This is a genomic window from Pseudomonas sp. TAE6080 (assembly GCF_018732265.1).
GTDB lineage: Bacteria > Pseudomonadota > Gammaproteobacteria > Pseudomonadales > Pseudomonadaceae > Aquipseudomonas > Aquipseudomonas brenneri.
The window spans coordinates 24437-41015 of the sequence record NZ_JAHIDY010000047.1; the positions used below are offsets into that span (position 1 = coordinate 24437).

At 60.8% G+C, this 16579-nt stretch carries 17 protein-coding genes and 1 tRNA gene; 7 read left to right on the plus strand and 11 right to left on the minus strand.

Annotation, left to right across the window (positions count from 1 at the left end):
* Window positions 1-96 precede the first annotated feature (96 nt).
* Window positions 97-172 (minus strand) — tRNA-Asn (locus tag KL786_RS25390).
* 132 nt (window positions 173-304) lie between these two features.
* On the opposite strand from KL786_RS25390, the gene KL786_RS25395 reads away from it, so the two are divergent.
* Window positions 305-766, plus strand: coding sequence for a hypothetical protein (locus tag KL786_RS25395; RefSeq protein WP_215519374.1), 462 nt, complete (start codon window positions 305-307; stop codon window positions 764-766).
* A 52-nt stretch (window positions 767-818) separates the two neighbouring features.
* Here the strand turns inward: KL786_RS25395 and KL786_RS25400 are convergent, their stop codons facing one another.
* The 3 genes from KL786_RS25400 to KL786_RS25410 all read right to left on the minus strand — a co-directional run bounded on the left by KL786_RS25400 (window position 819) and on the right by KL786_RS25410 (window position 4575).
* The gene (locus KL786_RS25400; protein ID WP_215519375.1) at window positions 819-3026 is read right to left on the minus strand and encodes a TonB-dependent receptor; all 2208 of its coding nucleotides are present in this window, start codon (window positions 3024-3026) and stop codon (window positions 819-821) included.
* 171 nt (window positions 3027-3197) lie between these two features.
* A complete protein-coding gene (gene mug, locus KL786_RS25405) occupies window positions 3198-3710 on the minus strand; it encodes a G/U mismatch-specific DNA glycosylase (RefSeq protein ID WP_215519376.1) in 513 nt (170 codons plus the stop codon).
* Entirely contained in the window at window positions 3703-4575 is an 873-nt protein-coding gene (locus tag KL786_RS25410; RefSeq protein ID WP_032859362.1) for a LysR substrate-binding domain-containing protein, read from the minus strand. Before KL786_RS25410 ends, mug begins: the two co-directional genes overlap by 8 nt.
* A 135-nt stretch (window positions 4576-4710) precedes the next feature.
* Here KL786_RS25410 and KL786_RS25415 point away from each other — a divergent pair, with 135 nt between their 5' ends.
* From KL786_RS25415 to KL786_RS25430, 4 genes are read left to right on the plus strand one after another with little or no spacing between them, the layout of a single operon-like run.
* On the plus strand, window positions 4711-5763 hold the full coding sequence (locus KL786_RS25415; protein ID WP_215519377.1) for an agmatine deiminase family protein: 1053 nt from the start codon (window positions 4711-4713) through the stop codon (window positions 5761-5763).
* Window positions 5764-5767: 4 nt separating this feature from the next.
* Window positions 5768-6676 (plus strand): N-carbamoylputrescine amidase, encoded by a 909-nt coding sequence (aguB, locus tag KL786_RS25420; protein WP_215519378.1) that lies wholly within the window; start codon window positions 5768-5770, stop codon window positions 6674-6676.
* 1 nt (window position 6677) lies between these two features.
* The gene (locus KL786_RS25425; protein WP_215519379.1) at window positions 6678-7763 is read left to right on the plus strand and encodes an extracellular solute-binding protein; all 1086 of its coding nucleotides are present in this window, start codon (window positions 6678-6680) and stop codon (window positions 7761-7763) included.
* A 20-nt stretch (window positions 7764-7783) separates the two neighbouring features.
* The gene (locus KL786_RS25430; protein WP_215519380.1) at window positions 7784-8893 is read left to right on the plus strand and encodes an agmatine deiminase family protein; all 1110 of its coding nucleotides are present in this window, start codon (window positions 7784-7786) and stop codon (window positions 8891-8893) included.
* On the opposite strand, the gene KL786_RS25435 is transcribed toward KL786_RS25430, so the two are convergent.
* The 3 genes from KL786_RS25435 to KL786_RS25445 all read right to left on the minus strand — a co-directional run bounded on the left by KL786_RS25435 (window position 8890) and on the right by KL786_RS25445 (window position 11582).
* Window positions 8890-9951 (minus strand): YkvI family membrane protein, encoded by a 1062-nt coding sequence (locus tag KL786_RS25435; RefSeq protein ID WP_215519381.1) that lies wholly within the window; start codon window positions 9949-9951, stop codon window positions 8890-8892. The genes KL786_RS25430 and KL786_RS25435 overlap by 4 nt on opposite strands.
* An 83-nt stretch (window positions 9952-10034) precedes the next feature.
* Window positions 10035-10418: a RidA family protein gene (locus KL786_RS25440; RefSeq protein WP_215519382.1), complete on the minus strand. Its 384-nt coding sequence runs from the start codon at window positions 10416-10418 to the stop codon at window positions 10035-10037.
* 27 nt (window positions 10419-10445) lie between these two features.
* Window positions 10446-11582: an NAD(P)/FAD-dependent oxidoreductase gene (locus tag KL786_RS25445; protein WP_215519383.1), complete on the minus strand. Its 1137-nt coding sequence runs from the start codon at window positions 11580-11582 to the stop codon at window positions 10446-10448.
* A 158-nt stretch (window positions 11583-11740) separates the two neighbouring features.
* Between KL786_RS25445 and KL786_RS25450 the strand changes: the two genes are divergently transcribed.
* Window positions 11741-12358, plus strand: a complete 618-nt coding sequence (locus KL786_RS25450; RefSeq protein WP_215519384.1) for a helix-turn-helix domain-containing protein — start codon at window positions 11741-11743, stop codon at window positions 12356-12358.
* Here KL786_RS25450 and KL786_RS25455 read toward each other — a convergent pair.
* Together KL786_RS25455 and KL786_RS25460 are read right to left on the minus strand one after the other, a co-directional pair.
* Complete coding sequence (locus KL786_RS25455) at window positions 12352-12789, minus strand: N-acetyltransferase (RefSeq protein WP_215519385.1); 438 nt, start codon at window positions 12787-12789, stop codon at window positions 12352-12354. The two genes, KL786_RS25450 and KL786_RS25455, sit on opposite strands and share 7 nt — an antisense overlap.
* Window positions 12786-13472: an ArsR/SmtB family transcription factor gene (locus tag KL786_RS25460; protein ID WP_215519386.1), complete on the minus strand. Its 687-nt coding sequence runs from the start codon at window positions 13470-13472 to the stop codon at window positions 12786-12788. The genes KL786_RS25455 and KL786_RS25460 overlap by 4 nt, the downstream gene beginning before the upstream one ends.
* A gap of 112 nt (window positions 13473-13584) precedes the next feature.
* Between KL786_RS25460 and KL786_RS25465 the strand changes: the two genes are divergently transcribed.
* The gene (locus tag KL786_RS25465) at window positions 13585-14094 is read left to right on the plus strand and encodes a DUF2938 domain-containing protein (protein ID WP_215519387.1); all 510 of its coding nucleotides are present in this window, start codon (window positions 13585-13587) and stop codon (window positions 14092-14094) included.
* A 55-nt stretch (window positions 14095-14149) separates the two neighbouring features.
* On the opposite strand, the gene KL786_RS25470 is transcribed toward KL786_RS25465, so the two are convergent.
* Window positions 14150-15040: a bestrophin family protein gene (locus KL786_RS25470; RefSeq protein WP_215519388.1), complete on the minus strand. Its 891-nt coding sequence runs from the start codon at window positions 15038-15040 to the stop codon at window positions 14150-14152.
* Window positions 15041-15117: 77 nt separating this feature from the next.
* Complete coding sequence (locus KL786_RS25475) at window positions 15118-16416, minus strand: MFS transporter (protein ID WP_154842026.1); 1299 nt, start codon at window positions 16414-16416, stop codon at window positions 15118-15120.
* Window positions 16417-16579: the final 163 nt, after the last annotated feature.

Consider the following 16579-nt stretch of genomic DNA (forward strand, 5'->3'; position numbering starts at 1 on the left):
CCCGAGTCCGACGGAACGCCAAAACGAAAAAACCCGCCATAAGGCGGGTTTTTCGGGGGTTTCAGAGATTTTAGAAGCCTTCTCTGGAACCTTGTATGGCTCCACGACCTGGACTCGAACCAGGGACCCAATGATTAACAGTCATTTGCTCTACCAACTGAGCTATCGCGGAATGCGGCGTATCTTACTGATTGAAAAGGATAAGTCAAACGTTTCGTGTTTTTTATGGCTGTGCATGGCAGGGTACGCAACGGATTGCCTATCACCGCAATACCTTCGGTGCTGACTGCCCAAGGAAAAATTCATGAGTTTCAGTTGGGTAGAGTTAGCTTTCGGCGCAATGGTGATCATCGCCCAGGGCTTGTCGTTTTGGTTCATGTACTGGCTGTTTAAAAAGCTACGAAAACCCAAGTCGGCAGCGCCTGCCTACGCCCTTGGCACGGGTCTTGATGGTAAGGCGATTCCAGTGTTGGCGACTTTTACCGGGTTGAGGCGTGTTCCTTGGGTGGCTGTGGCTTCCAATAGTCTTAACCCGATGTTTCGCCTTGATGGTCAGCAGTTGATTTATCGGGTTTTTCGGCAAAAGCAGCGCATGTTTCACGATATTTTGCTGGTGGACACGCGCAGCGCCTATGGCACCTTCAACCTGATTTTTGAATTCACCGACTCGCCGTTCACCTTCATCGTGAACCTGGGCAGTGCATCACGAGTGGCTTATGTCCTGAGCCTGCTGCCCAGCAGTGTTCCGCTTTCCGAGCGGGCGTAGGCGGCGTGCCTGGCCCGAGCCCCCGCGTGAGCGGGGGTATGAATGGTTCTGATCAGAACGAGTAGGTCGCCGAAACAATCGCTGAGCGCGCATCGCCATATTCAATAGCGGAGGAGCGTGCAGCGTTGCCGTTCTGCTGGCGTACTCGCTCGACATAGTCCTTGTTGAACAGGTTATTGACGTTCAACTGCAGCTCCAAATCGTCGTTGACCTGATAACCCACCATCGCGTTGTGCACCCAGAAGGCATCCAGCTTGGCGGTGGTGCTGGAGGTCACATTTCGTTTGCTGGCATACCGCGCACCATAACCGACAGACCAGCCAGCCGGCAGTTCATAGGTTGTCCACAGGTTGAATGAGTGCGGTGGCGTATTTCCCAGGGCTTGGCCTTTGCGATCATTACCGGCTGGCGTGTTGGCGGCATCCAGGGTTTCGCTGTCGAGGAAGGTGTAGTTGGCGAACACATCCCACAGTTCAGTGACGCGACCGGTCACGCCGAGTTCGAAGCCTTGCACGCGTTGTTTGCCGGCCAACTGGGTGGAGCCGTCAGACATCGTTTCGCGAGCGTTGGTTTTTTCGACACGAAACAGTGCGGCATCCAGTTCCACGCGTTTGTCCAACAGTTCCCATTTGGTACCCAGCTCCCAGGTCTCATTTTTCTCCGGCGCCAGGTTTTCGGTCGCCGCACTCAAGCCGCCGCCGTTTGATGCCAGGTTTTCTGCCGATGGGTTGAAAGAGTTGCCCCAGGCAACATAGAAGCGCCCGTTCTCGGTCGGCTTGTACACCAGGCCGGTGCGGGCACTCAGTTTTTCGTCGGTGGAGGATAGGCTGGAGGTTTTTACGTGGGTGCCTGTGTATCCGTTTGCCCGGCCTTCGATCTTGTCGTAACGCAGGCCCAGGTTGAGGTCCCATTGCTCATGCAGGGCGATGGAGTCGAACAGGTACAACGCTTTGTCGGTCAGTTTGGTTTCGGTGTAACCGCTGGTGGTTTTGTTGACCGGGCCACTCCAGTGGCCAGGCGGGTTGCCCAGGTCATAACCGTTGCCGGGGTACAAAGAGGTACCGAGGCCGTGGTTGTAGGTTTTCAGGTCCAGGGTTTCACGGGAGATTTCAACACCGGTCACCAGGTCATGGCGCATTCCGGCAAGTTGAAAGTTGCTGATCAGGTTGGTTTGGTTGATCCACATTTCGGTGATGGCATCACGTCCATAAGCTTGTGGGCCAGCCGGGCGGTAGCGGCCCGCTGGCACGCCGCCGGTGTTGACGTGCGAGGCCGACACGATGGTATCGCGGTCAGTACGGCTGTAGCGTGTGAGGTTTTGCAGGCGCAGGTTGTCGTTGAAGTCATGTTCAAAGTTGGCGGTGAAGGCGCTTTGTTCGAGCTTCTCCTTGTCGAGATTCTTCCAGCCGAAGTAAGCATCGCGGTCAACGCCGGACAAACGTTTGCCGTCGAGCGCCGGGACGCCGTAGTCCGGCAAATTGTCATCGACTTGGTGAAATGCACTGAGGGTAAGGCTTGTAGATTCGTTGAAGCCCAACCGCAGCGACGGCGCGATCCCCCAGCGTTCCCGATCGATCTCTTCACGGCCGGCGACATCGTTCTGATGCCCCATCAGGTTGAGGCGCACCGCGCTGTTGTCGCCCACACCCTCAAGCGGCTGGTTGGTGTCCAGTGTCAGACGGTAGTAGTTGTCGGTGCCGATACTGCCGCCAAGGCGGGTGAATGCCTGATCCTGAGGCTGTTTACTGATGATATTGATGCTGCCGCCTGTGGTGCCGGCACCGCCGAATACCGAGTTGGGGCCTTTGATCACTTCCACTTGTTCGACGTTGAACGTATCGGTGCGGCTGGTTTGCGCACTGTCGCGCAGGCCATCGATCTGGATGTTGCTGTTGGCAGAGAAGCCGCGGATGTTAATGCTGTCCCCAGAACCGCCACCCCCTTCACCGGCATTGAAGGTAATGCCGGACACGTTGGACAGCACCTGGCGCAGGCTCAGTGCCTGTTGCTCCTGAATCACTTTAGGCGACACCACGGTGATGGTTTGCGGCGTATCGAGTAGCGGAGCCACATATTTACTCGACGCCGAGTGCTCGGTCCTGGAGTCTTTGCGCGCGGCTTCGATCTTGATGCTATCCAATTGCAAGGCCTTCTGGCCTTCGGCGGCGATAGCAAAGCCGGAAGACGAGGCGATGGCAACGCTGATGGTAGAAGCCAGAAGGTGACGCTGTGGGAGCGGAGGGGGGGTGTCGGCGCGCATGGGAACTATTCTCAATTATTAAAATGAGAACAGATACTATTTGAGAATTTATGCTAAAAACGTTTTTGGCATAAAATGTTACATATTGAGGTGTGTCTATGGGAACTTTGCACCGGCCTCTTTCAGGTAAAGCGGCGTTATCAAGGCGACCCCTTTTGTGAGAGATGTTGGTTATCTGCGACCCATTGCCTGGCGCAACTGACGGTAGGCATCCACCAGTTGGTCCAGCGTAAATGCGAGGTTTCTGCCACTGGGATTAGGCAGTACCCACACCGCAGCATCCCCCAGTGTCCCGGATTGAAGTCCCCAGGCGACCTCCCGCTGGCCCGACAACGCGCAATACCCCGCCTTGCCCAGAAACGCCACATAGCGCGGGGCGTTGCGGCGGATCTTGTGTTCAAACCCTTCGGCCGCCGCCTTGAACTCATCCAGCGATAACTGATCCGCCCGCGCCGTTGGCCGCTCTACCACCGTGGTCAGCCCGCAGCCGTACTGCAAGATCGTCCGATCCTCCTCGGGGGGCACTTGATGCGGGGTAAACCCGGCCAGGTGCAGGGTGCGCCAGAAGCGGTTGCCGCGCCCGGCGAAGTGATGGCCTTGGGCAGCGGCGAGCATGCCGGGGTTGATCCCACAAAAGATCACCGCCAGCCGTTCGCTCAGAATATCTTCCAGCCCCTCACTCATCCGAGCCTCCAGGCGTCAGGTTGCCTATCAGCCACTGGCTGAAGCTGCGCGCCAATGGGTCGTTTTCGCTGTCACGGTGGGTCAGCAAGGCCCAGTTGGGGCCGCGAATGGTCGCTTCGACCAAAGGTTGCAGCAGGCCATTGTCCCGCGCGTGCTGGCTCAGCAATTGGCTGACCAGCGCGATGCCCAGGCCGCCGCAGGCCGCGTCCAGCAACAGGCCGGGGTCGGAGAAATTCAGGCCCTGGTCCTGCTGGCCGACATCGATCCCGGCCTCCACCGCCCAATGGCTCCAGTCCATTTCCCGCTCGCCGTGCAGGGTCGTGCGCTGTTCGCGGGGCAGGGTCAGTACGCTGGGATGGGCGGCGGGATACAGGCGGTCGGCATGCAGCACTTTGAAGCTGCACTCGGCCTGGGCGCTGATGTCATCGCGCACGGCAAGGTCGATGGTCTGGGTGGCCATGTCCGGCACTTCATCGGTGCTGAACAGCCATAAGTCCACGTCCGGATGGCGCCGGCGAAAATCCCCCAGGCGCGGCAGTAACCAGTGGCGGGCAAAGGCGGGCGTGGTGTTGAGCACCAGTTGATTGGCCTTGCGGTACTGCCCCAGTCGACGCACGCCCACCGACAGTTGCTGCAACAGGGCCTGGGTGGTGCTGAGGAAATCATGGCCGGCATCGGTCAGGGCGACGCTGCGCCCATTGCGAAAGAACAACGGCTGTTCCAGGTACGCTTCCAGGCTGCGGATCTGCTGGCTGATGGCCGATTGGGTCAGGTGCAGTTCGTTGGCAGCCTTATGAAAACTGCCCAGCCGCGCGGCCGCTTCAAAGCCACGCAGTGCCCCCAGGGGCGGCCAGTGCTTAAGCATGCTGATAAGTTTTTCTAATCATTTTCCAGCAAAATCCATCGTTTGTTTGGCGGTTTGGCCAAACGTAGCATGGATCCCCATAGCGTGTACGCCGTTTTTGGTGAACACAAAGGCTTAACTCAGAAGGGGGTTTTCATGCTGCATAACGAGATGCCACACAGCGGCTGGTGGATGCCGGCGGAATGGGCCCGGCATGCCGCGACCTGGATGGTCTGGCCCCATAACCAGGCGCTCTGGGAATCCGGGTGGCGCGTGACCCTGGCCCAGGTGCAGGAGGATTTTGCCCGGGTCGCCAATGCCATCGCACGCTTCGAGCCGGTGAAACTGGTGGTTGACCCGTCTGCACTCGACAGTGCCCAAGCCCTGTGCGGCCCCAACATTGAACTGATCGCGCTGGCGGTCAACGACAGTTGGTGCCGCGACTCCGGCCCCAGTTTCATTGGCCACCCGCAACTGGGCCTGGCCGGTGTCAGTTGGCGTTTCAACGCGTGGGGCGGCAAGTCGGCCCACGACCTGGATGAGGGCCTGGCCCGGCGTACCCTTAACCATTTGGGCCTGCCTTGTTTCGGCACGCCGTTGAGCAATGAAGGCGGGGCGATTCATGTGGACGGTGAGGGCACGCTGATCACCACCGAGTCGGTGTTGCTCAACCCCAACCGCAACCCGGGCATGAGCAAAGCCGAGATGGAGGCGATCTTTGCGCGCTGGCTGGGGGTGACAAAAACCATCTGGCTGCCGGGGGATCCGCAGTATGTCACCGGGGACATGACCGATGGCCATGTCGATGGCGTATGTGCCTTTGCCCGACCTGGCGTGTTGCTGGTCGACGCCACCCATGATCAGGGCTCGGTGTACGCCGAGGTGGCCAGGGAAAACCGCCGCGCCCTGGAGTTGGCCACCGATGCCCAGGGCCGCCGGTTCGAGTTGATCGAACTCTATGAAGCCAGCGAGGCAGTGGATGCCGACGCCGAGGTGTTTTGCGCGTCCTACACCAACTTCTATATTGCCAACGGCGCGATCATCATGCCGGCCTATGGCATCGCGGCGGATCAAGTGGCGGCTGATGTGCTGGCCCAGGCATTCCCAGATCGTGTGGTGGTGCCGGTGCGCATCAATCACCTGGCCCATGGCGGCGGCGGTGTGCATTGCATCACCCAGCAACAGCCGGCCTGGCCGGTACAGGGGTGATGCCATGACGCTGTTGAGCATCGCCACTACCCAGATGCCCTGCACCTGGGACTTGCAGCACAACCTTGATCAAACCGAGCGACTGGTGCGTGAAGCGGCGGCCCAGGGTGCCCAGGTCATCCTGCTGCAAGAACTGTTCGCCACGCCGTATTTCTGCATCGAACAACAGCACAAACATTTGGCTCTGGCCGAGGAGTACCGCCACAGCGTGGTGCTCAAGCGCTTCGCCGCGCTGGCCAAAGAACTGGGAGTGGTGCTGCCGTTGAGCTGGTTCGAAAAGGCCGGCAATGCCTACTTCAATTCATTGAGCGTGGCCGATGCCGACGGTCAGTTGCTGGGGGTGTATCGCAAGACCCATATCCCCAATGCCATCGGCTATCAGGAGAAGGAATATTTCAGCCCCGGCGACACCGGCTTCAAGGTCTGGGACACCGCGTTCGGCCGCCTCGGCGTGGGCATCTGCTGGGACCAGTGGTTCCCCGAGACCGCACGTTGCCTGGCGTTGCTGGGGGCTGAGGTGTTGCTGTTTCCCACTGCTATCGGTTCCGAGCCCGGTTGTGCCAGCCTGGATTCCCGTGACCATTGGCAGATGGCAATGCGCGGGCATGCTGCCGCGAATCTGCTGCCGGTGGTGGCGGCCAATCGTGTCGGCCGGGAAGTGGCGACCACCGATGCGAGCTTGCAGATGGACTTCTACGGCTCGTCGTTTATCTGCAATCACAAAGGCGCGCTGCTGGCCGAGGCCGACCGTGACAGCAGCGGTGTGCTGGTTCAGCAGTTGGACTTGGCGGCCATGGCCGAAGAGCGCCTGACCTGGGGCATCTACCGTGACCGCCGCCCGGACATGTATGGCGGCTTGCTGACCCAGGACGGTCGCCACCTGCACCCACGCTGGCAGACCCAAGGGGTATGACATGAAGCTGATCCACTGCACCCTGGCCCTGAGCATCGTCATCCCGACGGTACAGGCCGACGAAAAGATCCTGCGCCTGTACAACTGGGCCGACTATTTTGCCGAAGACACCCTGGCCCGTTTCACCGCCGAAACCGGGATCCAGGTGATCTACGACGTGATGGATGGCAGCGAGACCCTGGAGGCCAAGTTGATGGCCGGTGGCAGTGGCTACGACCTGATCTTCCCCGGCGACACCGTGGGCGAGCGCCTGATGCGTGCCGGCAGTCTGCAACTGCTGGATCCGGCAAAGCTTGAGGCGCTGGATGATATCGAGCCGGGCCTGCAACAGCTGCGCAGTCATTATCGAGCCTCCAATCAGGCTACTGTGCCTTACACCTGGGGCACGATTGGCCTGACCTATAACGCGGAGCAGATCCTACAACGCATGCCGAATGCGCCGGTCAACAGCCTGGACCTGTTGTTCAAGCCAGAGCTGGCCCGCCAATTTGCCGACTGCGGTATCTCGTTGATCGACTCGCCGGATGAAGTGCTGGCCGTCGTGCTCATCTACCTGGGGCGCGAGCCGCGCAGTGCCAAGCCCGAGGACCTGACGGCGGCCAGCGAACTGCTACTCAAGCTGCGGCCCTCTATCCGCAAGTTCCAGTCGCAGCCGGTGAGCGACCTGGTCAATGGCAACCTGTGCCTGTCCCTGGGCTACAGCGGCGACATGACCCAGGCGCAACGGGCGGCCGATGCGGCGGGTAAAAAAGCCCAGTTCCAGTACCACATCCCTCGCGAGGGCACGACGGTGTGGATGGACACCATGGCCATTCCTGTGGATGCGCGGCATCCGGAATACGCCTACGCGTTCATCAACTTTGTTATGCGCCCAGAGAACATGGCGGCCATCAGTAATTTCACCGGCTACCCCACGGCCAATGCCAAGGCCCGCGCCAGCGTTGAGCCGGCCATGGGCAACAACCCACAGATTTACCCGGACGACGCCACGTTCAAGCGGCTGGTGGCCGGGCAGGACATTCCCCAGGCCGACATGCGTGCACGCATGCGGGTTTGGACTAAATTCAAGACGGCCATCGGTCAATGAAGGTTCACACAGAGGTACACATGAGCACACGTCGCCAATTCATCAAACAGGCCGCGATGGTGGCCAGCCTGGGCGCCGTCGCGTCCATGGGCTTGCCCGTGCAGGCGGCGCTCCAGGGCCGCTGGTTCATGCCCGATGAGGGCGAGAAACACCAGCGCGCCTTTATCGCTTTTGGCGCCCAGGAGGCGATTCACGAAGACTTCACTCCCGCTGTGCAGGACGCCCTGGGCCGTATCGCCCGGGCCATTGCCGAGTACGAGCCGGTGACGGTGTTCTGCCGCGAAGAGGAGCGCGAGCTGGCCGAGGAAAAATGCGGCACCCGCAATATCACTTTCGTCCACGCCGAACTGGATGACATCTGGATGCGTGACACCAGCGCCAACTTTGTCGTGGATGACCAGGGCCAGTTGGGCGCGGTGGACTTCAACTTCAACGGCTGGGGCAACAAGCAGCAGCACGCCGACGATGCCGAACTGGCAGCTCACGTTGCCGAGCTGGCAGGCGCAACCTATATCCGCAGCGAACGGGTGGGCGAGGGCGGTGCCATCGAAGTGGACGGTCATGGCACCGGGATCATGACTGAAAGCAGCTGGATCAATACCAACCGCAACCCTGGCTGGAGCAAGGCCGATGTGGAGGCCGAACTGAAAGCCCGGCTGGGCTTGCGCAAGATCATCTGGTTGCCGGGCATCAAGGGCAAGGACATTACCGACGCCCATGTCGACTTTTACGCACGTTTTGTCACGCCGGGCGTGGTCATCGCCAACCTGGACACCGACCCTGAGTCCTACGACCACAAAGTCACCTTGGCCCACTTGGACATTCTCAAGCAGGCCAGCGATGCCGATGGCCGGCCATTGCAAGTACACACCGTGTCGCCGCCGCTCAACCCACGCAGCAACCGCTTTAGCCGTGACAACCCGGATTATGCGGCGGGTTACATCAACTATTTCGTGGTCAATGGCGCCGTGATCGCGCCGCAGTTTGGCGACAAAGCTGCCGACCGCAAGGCGTTCGACCTGTTGTCCCGGCTCTATCCGGGACGCAAGGTGGTGCAGTTGGATATCGACGCTATTGCGGCCGGCGGCGGTGGCATTCACTGCGTGACCAGTCACCAGCCTTGGGTTTAGCCCGTTGCCCCGGCAAGGCGCCCGAGGCGCAACCAGCCAATCAACACGGCGGCGATCAGCAAGAAACCCAGGTAGCCAAACAGCGGATACACCTGGCCGACCAGGCTGATAAAACCGATCAGACTGCCGGCAAAGGCCAGCACCGCGAAGGCGGCCGAACCGATACGGAATGTGCGGGTGCCGGGTGGCAGCAGGCGGGCCGAGAAAGAGTACAAGGTGCCGACGGCGGTGTTGAGGATCATCAGGAAGATAATCACCGCCATCAGCAGCCCGAGGGCCGGAGAGACTTCGCTGGCGATGGACAGCATTGGCATCGGCAGATCCGCCACGCTGTCCAGGCGCGACAACAGTCCCAGGCTCATCACCAGCATCAGCAGGCCTAATATGGCGCCGCCGAGAATCCCGCCCCAGACCGCCTGTTTTTCGCTTTTCGCCGCGCCGCCCATGATCGCCAGGATCGGTACGCCGGCCACGATGTTATAGGACACGTACAGCAATGCACCGAGCAGCCAATGGCTGGCACCGGCACTCTGGCGGCTGGCCAGTTGATCCAGCTCTGCGAAGCCCTGGCCACGGGTGGCAACGCCGTAGAGCGCTACACCGACGGCTGTGAGGATCAAAAACGGCGTGACCGAGCCGATCAGGCCGATGACCTTGTGCACGTCCAGGCACACGATAACGATCACCACCAGGGTGACCGCCACGCTGCCCAGTGTGGCCGGGATGCCGAACTGTTGTTCCAGCAATGCCCCGCCGCCCGCCAGCATGACCACGGTGACCGCAAACATGAAAAAGGTGATCATCAGGTCGACCAACACCCCCAGGTGGCGCCCGCACAGTGCATACACCACATCTTTATGGGAGGTGGCGCGCAGGCGGCTTCCCATGCCCGCCAGCGCCATGCCGAGGAAGGTGAACAGTACGGCGCTGAGCACCGCACCGAGTAATCCCCACACGCCGAAATCGACGAACATCAGCAACAGTTCCCGGCCCGAGGCGAACCCCGCACCGACGATCACACCGACAAATGCACCGGCAATCTTCAGACTTTCTTTCATGACGACTTCCCTTGAATTGTTGTTGTTAAGGGGCGTGCGAGCTGGCTTGTGAAACACCTCAATGAAACGCGTTGCGCCAGGTATCAGCGGGTTGGCGGGCCCACCCAGGCCTGGACTTCGATTTCTACATCGACCCCCAGCGCCAGTTGCGCCCCGACGGTGGAGCGCACCGGGAAACCTTGTTTGAAGTAGCGCGCATACACCTCGTTGAAACCGGCGAAGTGCTGCATGTCCGACAGCCACACCGTAGCCTTTACCACTTGGTCAAACCCCACGCCGCATTCGGCGAGGGTTTCACCGATGCGGCTCATGACGGCTTCGGTTTGCAGCTGGATATCGCCGCGTACCACTTCACCTTTCGGGTCCATGGGCACTTGCCCGGAGAGGTACAACAGATCGCCCACCCGAATGGCTTTGGAAAACGGGTAGGGCAGGTGGCTGGGATAACGCTGGAGACTTTCTGGCATGACAGGGAACCTCGGCAGAGTGAATGATCAGCGCAAGCGGGCGGGAGCCAGGCGCTGGGGGTCGACGCCCTGGCGCCGCAGCGCCTCAGGCAAGGGTTGATCGAGCAATAGGGCATAGGCCAGTTGCGAGACCCCGGCCGCCGACTGAATGCCATAACCGCCTTGGGCAGCGAGCCAGAAGAAGCCTTCACAGCGCTCGTCCCAGCCCACCACCAGATCGCCATCGGCCACGAACGAGCGCAGGCCGGCCCAGCTGTGGCGTGGCCGCCGAATGCTCAGGGAGGTGACGGCTTCGATGTGATAAATCCCGGTGGCGATATCCAGCTCTTCGGGCATCACGTCTTGTGGCGGGACCGGGTCGGCGTTGGCCGGTGAGCCCAGCAGTTGGCCGGCGTCGGGTTTGAAGTAAAAGCTTTCATCGATGCCGATAACGGCGGGCCAGCGTGAAAAGTCCAGGCCTTCGGGGCCGTCGAAGGTAAAGGCGGTACGCCGACAGGGTTGCAGGCCGATCGGTGCTACGCCGCATTGTTGCGCCACCTGATCGGCCCAGGCGCCAGCGGCGTTGACCAGGTTGCGGGCCCGCAATTGTCGGCCGTCGGTAAGTGTCAGCAGCCAATGCCGGCCCTGGCGGATGGCGGTGCTCAACTGCGCGTCACACTGCAAGACACCCCCGGCACGACGCATGGCCCGCAGGAAACCCTGATGCAGCGCATGCACATCAAGGTCGCGGGCCTCGGTTTCAAGCATGGCGCCGGCGATGATTTCCGGACGCAGGCAAGGCACCAATGCCAGCGCCTGTTCGCGATCAATCAGCGAAACATTGGCCGTGTTTGCCTGATGACTGTCGAAGGTTTTTTGCAGTAACGACTGCTGCTCGTGACTGGCCACATACAGGCAGCCGCGTGGCTCCAGCAGCGCGTGCTCGGTAAAGCCTGCCGGTGGTTGCTCGTAGAAGGCCCGGCTGGCGCGGGTCAGCGCTTGAATCTGCGCAGTGCCGTAGGTTTCCATGAACATGGCGGCAGACCGCCCGGTAGCGTGATACCCCGGCTGGCTCTCACGTTCGAGCACCACCACACTGGCTTCGCCGGCCAGGCGATAGGCCAGTGACGCGCCCGCAATGCCGCCGCCGATGATGGCGAAATCGAAACAATCACTGTCCTGCATGCCGACGTCCCTTGTGTGTGCGAATGAAGTTTTCTCGTTTTTGATAATTCTCACATAAGAGAAATGTAGAATATGAGAATTTTCCAGTCAAGCCTTCGTCGTGGGTTAATATTCCGGCCCTAATCCCCGCACCGTTTTTTGTACGACAGAGAGCCCGCATGAGTTCCGATCAGACAGCGCCCGCTTCGTGTTCCCCGGACCATCCGCTGATAGATCGCAGCCAGGTCGGCGCGCGTTTGCGGGGGATCCGCAAAGACCAGAAGCTGACGCTCAAGCAGTTGTCCGAGCGTTCGGGCGTGGCGCTGTCGACCCTGTCGAAGATGGAGTTGGCGCAGGTCTCGGTGAGCTACGAAAAGCTGGCGGCAGCGGCGCGTGCGCTGGGTGTGGATATTGCGCAGTTATTCAGCCCGGTGAAGGCGCTGGCGAACCTGCTGCAGCCCACAGTGGTCAGCACCGCCATTGATAGCGCGGCGGGCTACAGCACGGGCAATTATGATTACCACCCGATGGCAGGGGACTTCCCCGGGCGGCGCATGACGCCGATGTACGCGCGCATCTTCGCCCGTGAACTGACCCAGTTCGACGACTACATCCGCCATCCCGGCCAGGAGTTTGCGGTGGTGCTGTCCGGACGGGTGCGGATTCAATTCGAAACGGGCGAGTCCATCAGCATTGGCTGCCGCGAAACCGCTTATTTCAACAGCGGCATCGGTCATATCTACCTGGCGGAAAGCGAGGCGGACGCTGAAGTGATGGTGGTGATGATGGATTACTGAGGCGCGCAGGCGCCACTGCTCATCCAATATTCCACTTGGCCGCTGTGTTCATCGACCTGTTCATGGGTGACTACAAACCCTTGCGACAGGTAGAACTGGCAACTGGCGGTGTTGTTTTTATACACCGCCAGGGTCAGCACGGGGCGCTGCGTCCTGGCGTGAGCCATCAAGCGTTTACCGATGCCCTGGCCCTGGCAGTCGGGGGCGACAAACAGCGCGGCCATCTGGTTATCGAGCAGCGAGTAGAAACCCACGACCCTTGAATCGCGCTCCATGACGTAGGTTTGTGAGGCCGGGATATACAGGTTGCGCATGTTCTCGACCTGCGATTGCCAGAAGGCGGGGTCGATAAAGTCGTGGGCGATGAGCGAGGCATCCAGCCAGATTTGCAGGACGCAGTCGAGGTCTTTGGGTTCCAGGAGTCGGATCATTTTTCCAGTCTTGCAGGGGGTTGTTCGACACTCAGTCCGGCCGCTTTCCAGTCGTCAAACCCGGCACGCAGCCGGCGCGCGGGTAAGCCATGGGCGTGCAAGGTGTTGATGGCATCGGTGGACAGTACGCAATAAGGCCCGCGGCAGTAGGCGACCACGTGCTTGCCTTTGGGCAGCTCGGCCAAACGCTGTTGCAGGGCCTGCGCCGGGATGTTGAGCGCACCGGGCAAGTGCCCTGAAGCGAACTCATCTTCGGGGCGCACATCCAGCAGCACCACGCTCTGGCTTTGCATCTGCATCAGCAGCTCCTCGATGGAGATGCCCTCCAGGCGGTCACGTCGCGAAAGACTGTCGAGGGCGACCTCGCGTATCTCGGCATGCTGGAACGCCAGGAAGCCCCGCAATGCTTCCAGCAAAGGTGCCACCGGCCCGGCCCCCAGGCTGTACAGCACACGTTTGCCATCGCGACGCGTCTGCACGATGCCCGCGCGCTTGAGTTGCTGCAAATGCTGCGAGGCATTGGCGACAGACACGCCGGACAGTTGCGCCAGTTGTTCGACAGAGCGTTCTTCCTGGGCAATGTGTTCAAGCAACGCCAGACGATGGGCATGGCCCAGGGTCCGGGCGATGTCTGCCAGGGCGGTGAAGTGATCGGCGGGGAATAGGGGGCTTGACGGTTTCATGGCAAAGATCCTAGCATCGGCCAAACATTCAATCAATTAATTGAATGTTTGTCTGGGTGACGCCTAAGCCTCTCTGCTGCGTTCACCGTCCACGATCAGAAGGAAGCGCGGCATGCTTGAGTTTGTTGGGTATTCGGTGGTTATCGGGGCCGGTGCGACCCTGGTTATGGATCTTTGGGCATTGTTGCTCAAGCGTTGCCTTGGCGTGCCGTCCCTGGATTTTTCCATGGTCGGTCGCTGGGTCGGCCACCTGCCGCGTGGGCGCTGGATGCATGCGGGGATCGCCCAATCATCAGCGGTGCCGGGGGAGGGATTGTTGGGTTGGGTCACCCATTACCTGATCGGGGTGTTCTTTGCGGCATTGCTGCTGTTGATGGTGGGGCTTGAATGGGCGCGACAGCCGACATTGCTGCCGGCCCTGGCCTTTGGTGTGCTGTCAGTGGTCGCGCCGTTCTTCGTTTTGCAACCGGCGATGGGGGCCGGCATCGCGGCGTCCAGAACCCCCAGGCCTAATACTGCGCGGTTGCGCAGCACGCTGGCCCATGGGGTGTTTGGAGTGGGTCTGTACCTGGCCGCCTGGGCGCTGGTCCTGCTTACAGGGTCTGCGCACGTTGCTCATTGATCCTCGTAACATGCAGGCTTTTTAATGGCAGCCACATACCCTGTGGCAAGAGGCGTCAGCTATTGCGCCCCTCATCCAGCGAATCACGCTGCATCGACTGCAGGTTTTTCTCGATGGTTTCGCAGATGGCTTCGGTCTGGATCTGGTGCTCGCTGGAGCGAAACGGGCTTTGCAGGTCGGTGCCGATGCGTTCGATGGCCAGCAGCATGAACCCCACCACCGTCGAGGCCAGTGGGGTGAACCAGCCCAGGGACTCCACCAGCCCCACCGGCACGATCAGGCAGAACAGCGAAATAAACAGCCGTGGAAAATACACATACGGGTAGGGCAGTGGTGTATTGGCGATGCGTTCCATGCCGCCCTGGCTGTTGGACAACTCGACCATGGTGGATTCGAGCCGCGCCAGGCGAATGCTGTCCAGGCGCCCGGCCTTGTACTCCCGGGCCAGTAAGGCGGCAGAGCCGGTGAGGATGTCGTTGGCAAAGTTGTTGGTGGCACCGTTGCGCGCGAACTCATCCATGGGAATAAACGCCCGCACTTCCTCCGGGCACGGCTCACCCCGCAGGTGCGCGGCCAGGCAATTCACATAGGCCACGTGGCGGCGCAGCAGGGTCGACTTGATCGGGTTGACCTCGCTGTCGGGGTCATCGAGCAACGTCAGCACCTGCCGCGCAAAACTGCGCGAATTGTTGACCATCGAGCCCCATAGCGTGCGCGCTTCCCACCAGCGGTTGTAGGCGCTGGTGTTGCGAAAACTGATCAGCACCACCAGCGCCGAACCGAGTAGCGTCAGGGGCATCAGCGGCAGGTTGATCTTGGCGTTGAGGAACAGCATGAAGTCCACGGTGACCGCAATGTCCCAGAGCAGCAGCCAGAACAATGCCCAGCCTACATACCCCATGGTCTTGATAATCAGCCGGTACTTTTTGACGATGGCAGCTTTCAAACACAAACCTCCGAGCGGGCGAAAAGCATCAGTGCCCTAGCTCGGACGGTGTTTGCGCAAGAAAGGTTCGTCGTTTGTCAGGCCTCGTGCAGGGAAATGCGCGAGGTTTCCGGCAGGGCCAGGCCACCGGCCAGTGCGAGCAAGGCCACGGCAATCAGGTAAAACGCCGGTGACAGGTTGCTGCCGGTGGTGCTGATCAGCCACGTTGCCACCAGTGGCGCAGTGCCGCCGAAGATCGTATAGGCCATGTTGTAGGTGATCGCCGAGGCGGTGTAGCGCGTGCGGGTCGGAAAGGTTTCCGAGAGCAGGGCGGCCGTGACCACGCCACACAACACCGCCCCCACCGCCAGCAGCATCACGCCGACGATGGACGCGGCAAACGAGCCGGAACTGGCCATCAGGAACGACGGATACACCACCACCATCAACAGCCCGCAGGCGGTCATCACCGTGACGCGCCGCCCGACGCGGTCGGAATACCAGCCGGCTGCCGGGCATATCGCCGCGGCGAAGATCAGCGCAATCAGCGACACCAGCAGCGCTGTCGCTCGGCTCAGGCCACCGGCCACTTGCAGGTACGTGGCAAAGTAGGTGGTGAACATATAAAACGACAGCGCCGTCAGCGACACAAAGGCGCCCAGGCAGCAGATCGCTGCGCCATGGTTGCGCAGGGTTTCCTTGAGCGGCGAGTGGGCCACGGCATGCTCTTGCTTTACCGCCTGGAACGCCGGGGTTTCATCCAGCCGCCAGCGCAGGTACAGGCCCACCAGGCCCAGTGGCGCGGCGATCAGGAACGGCAGGCGCCAGCCCCAACTGCCCATGGCCTCGGCTGACAGCGAGGCTTCCAGCGCATAGGCCACCACCGCCGCCGAGGCGAAGGCGGCAAAGGTCGACACCGGGATAAAGCTGCCGTACCACGCCCGTTTGTCGCTGGGCGCGTGCTCCATCAGATAGGCGCAGGCCCCGGCGTATTCACCGCCGGCGGAAAAGCCCTGGGCGCAGCGGATCAGCGACAGCAGGATCGGCGCCGTGACCCCAATCGCGGCATAGGTGGGCAGCAGGCCGATCAAGGTCGTCGCCCCGGCCATCAACAAAATCGTCATCGCCAGGGTGCGCTTGCGGCCAATGCGATCGCCCAGCATGCCGAAGAAAATCCCACCCAGGGGCCGAAAGGCAAAGGCCACGGCAAACACCGCGAATGTCTTGAGCAGCGCCGCACTGGCATCACCGCTGGGGAAAAACTGTTGGGCGATGGTGGTGGCGAGAAAGCCATACACGGCGAAGTCGAACCACTCGACAAAATTGCCGATACCGGCGGCGACAATGACTTTTCTCAGGGTTTGCGGCGGGACCTGTTCGGTAGATGAACGCGTCATGGCGGGGCCTCGGCATTTCGTCAGTGATCGCTCGATTATCAGGAAAGAGCCCGGAGCGGCTTACTTCAAAAGTGTCATTGGCATAGTCAGCACCGACCTGCCAAGGCAATGAAGATCAAATGTGGGAGCTGTCGAGCCCCGGCGAGGCTGCGATAGCGGTGGA

Coding starts and splice junctions, on each gene's coding strand:
- KL786_RS25460 (WP_215519386.1), bottom strand. CDS start 13,472: ATGAAACCGTCAAGCCCCCTATTCCCCGCCGATCACTTCACCGCCCTG.
- KL786_RS25430 (WP_215519380.1), top strand. CDS start 7,784: ATGAGCACACGTCGCCAATTCATCAAACAGGCCGCGATGGTGGCCAGC.
- KL786_RS25415 (WP_215519377.1), top strand. CDS start 4,711: ATGCTGCATAACGAGATGCCACACAGCGGCTGGTGGATGCCGGCGGAA.
- KL786_RS25410 (WP_032859362.1), bottom strand. CDS start 4,575: ATGCTTAAGCACTGGCCGCCCCTGGGGGCACTGCGTGGCTTTGAAGCG.
- KL786_RS25475 (WP_154842026.1), bottom strand. CDS start 16,416: ATGACGCGTTCATCTACCGAACAGGTCCCGCCGCAAACCCTGAGAAAA.
- KL786_RS25465 (WP_215519387.1), top strand. CDS start 13,585: ATGCTTGAGTTTGTTGGGTATTCGGTGGTTATCGGGGCCGGTGCGACC.
- KL786_RS25435 (WP_215519381.1), bottom strand. CDS start 9,951: ATGAAAGAAAGTCTGAAGATTGCCGGTGCATTTGTCGGTGTGATCGTC.
- KL786_RS25450 (WP_215519384.1), top strand. CDS start 11,741: ATGAGTTCCGATCAGACAGCGCCCGCTTCGTGTTCCCCGGACCATCCG.
- KL786_RS25425 (WP_215519379.1), top strand. CDS start 6,678: ATGAAGCTGATCCACTGCACCCTGGCCCTGAGCATCGTCATCCCGACG.
- KL786_RS25395 (WP_215519374.1), top strand. CDS start 305: ATGAGTTTCAGTTGGGTAGAGTTAGCTTTCGGCGCAATGGTGATCATC.
- KL786_RS25440 (WP_215519382.1), bottom strand. CDS start 10,418: ATGCCAGAAAGTCTCCAGCGTTATCCCAGCCACCTGCCCTACCCGTTT.
- KL786_RS25400 (WP_215519375.1), bottom strand. CDS start 3,026: ATGCGCGCCGACACCCCCCCTCCGCTCCCACAGCGTCACCTTCTGGCT.
- aguB (WP_215519378.1), top strand. CDS start 5,768: ATGACGCTGTTGAGCATCGCCACTACCCAGATGCCCTGCACCTGGGAC.
- mug (WP_215519376.1), bottom strand. CDS start 3,710: ATGAGTGAGGGGCTGGAAGATATTCTGAGCGAACGGCTGGCGGTGATC.
- KL786_RS25455 (WP_215519385.1), bottom strand. CDS start 12,789: ATGATCCGACTCCTGGAACCCAAAGACCTCGACTGCGTCCTGCAAATC.
- KL786_RS25445 (WP_215519383.1), bottom strand. CDS start 11,582: ATGCAGGACAGTGATTGTTTCGATTTCGCCATCATCGGCGGCGGCATT.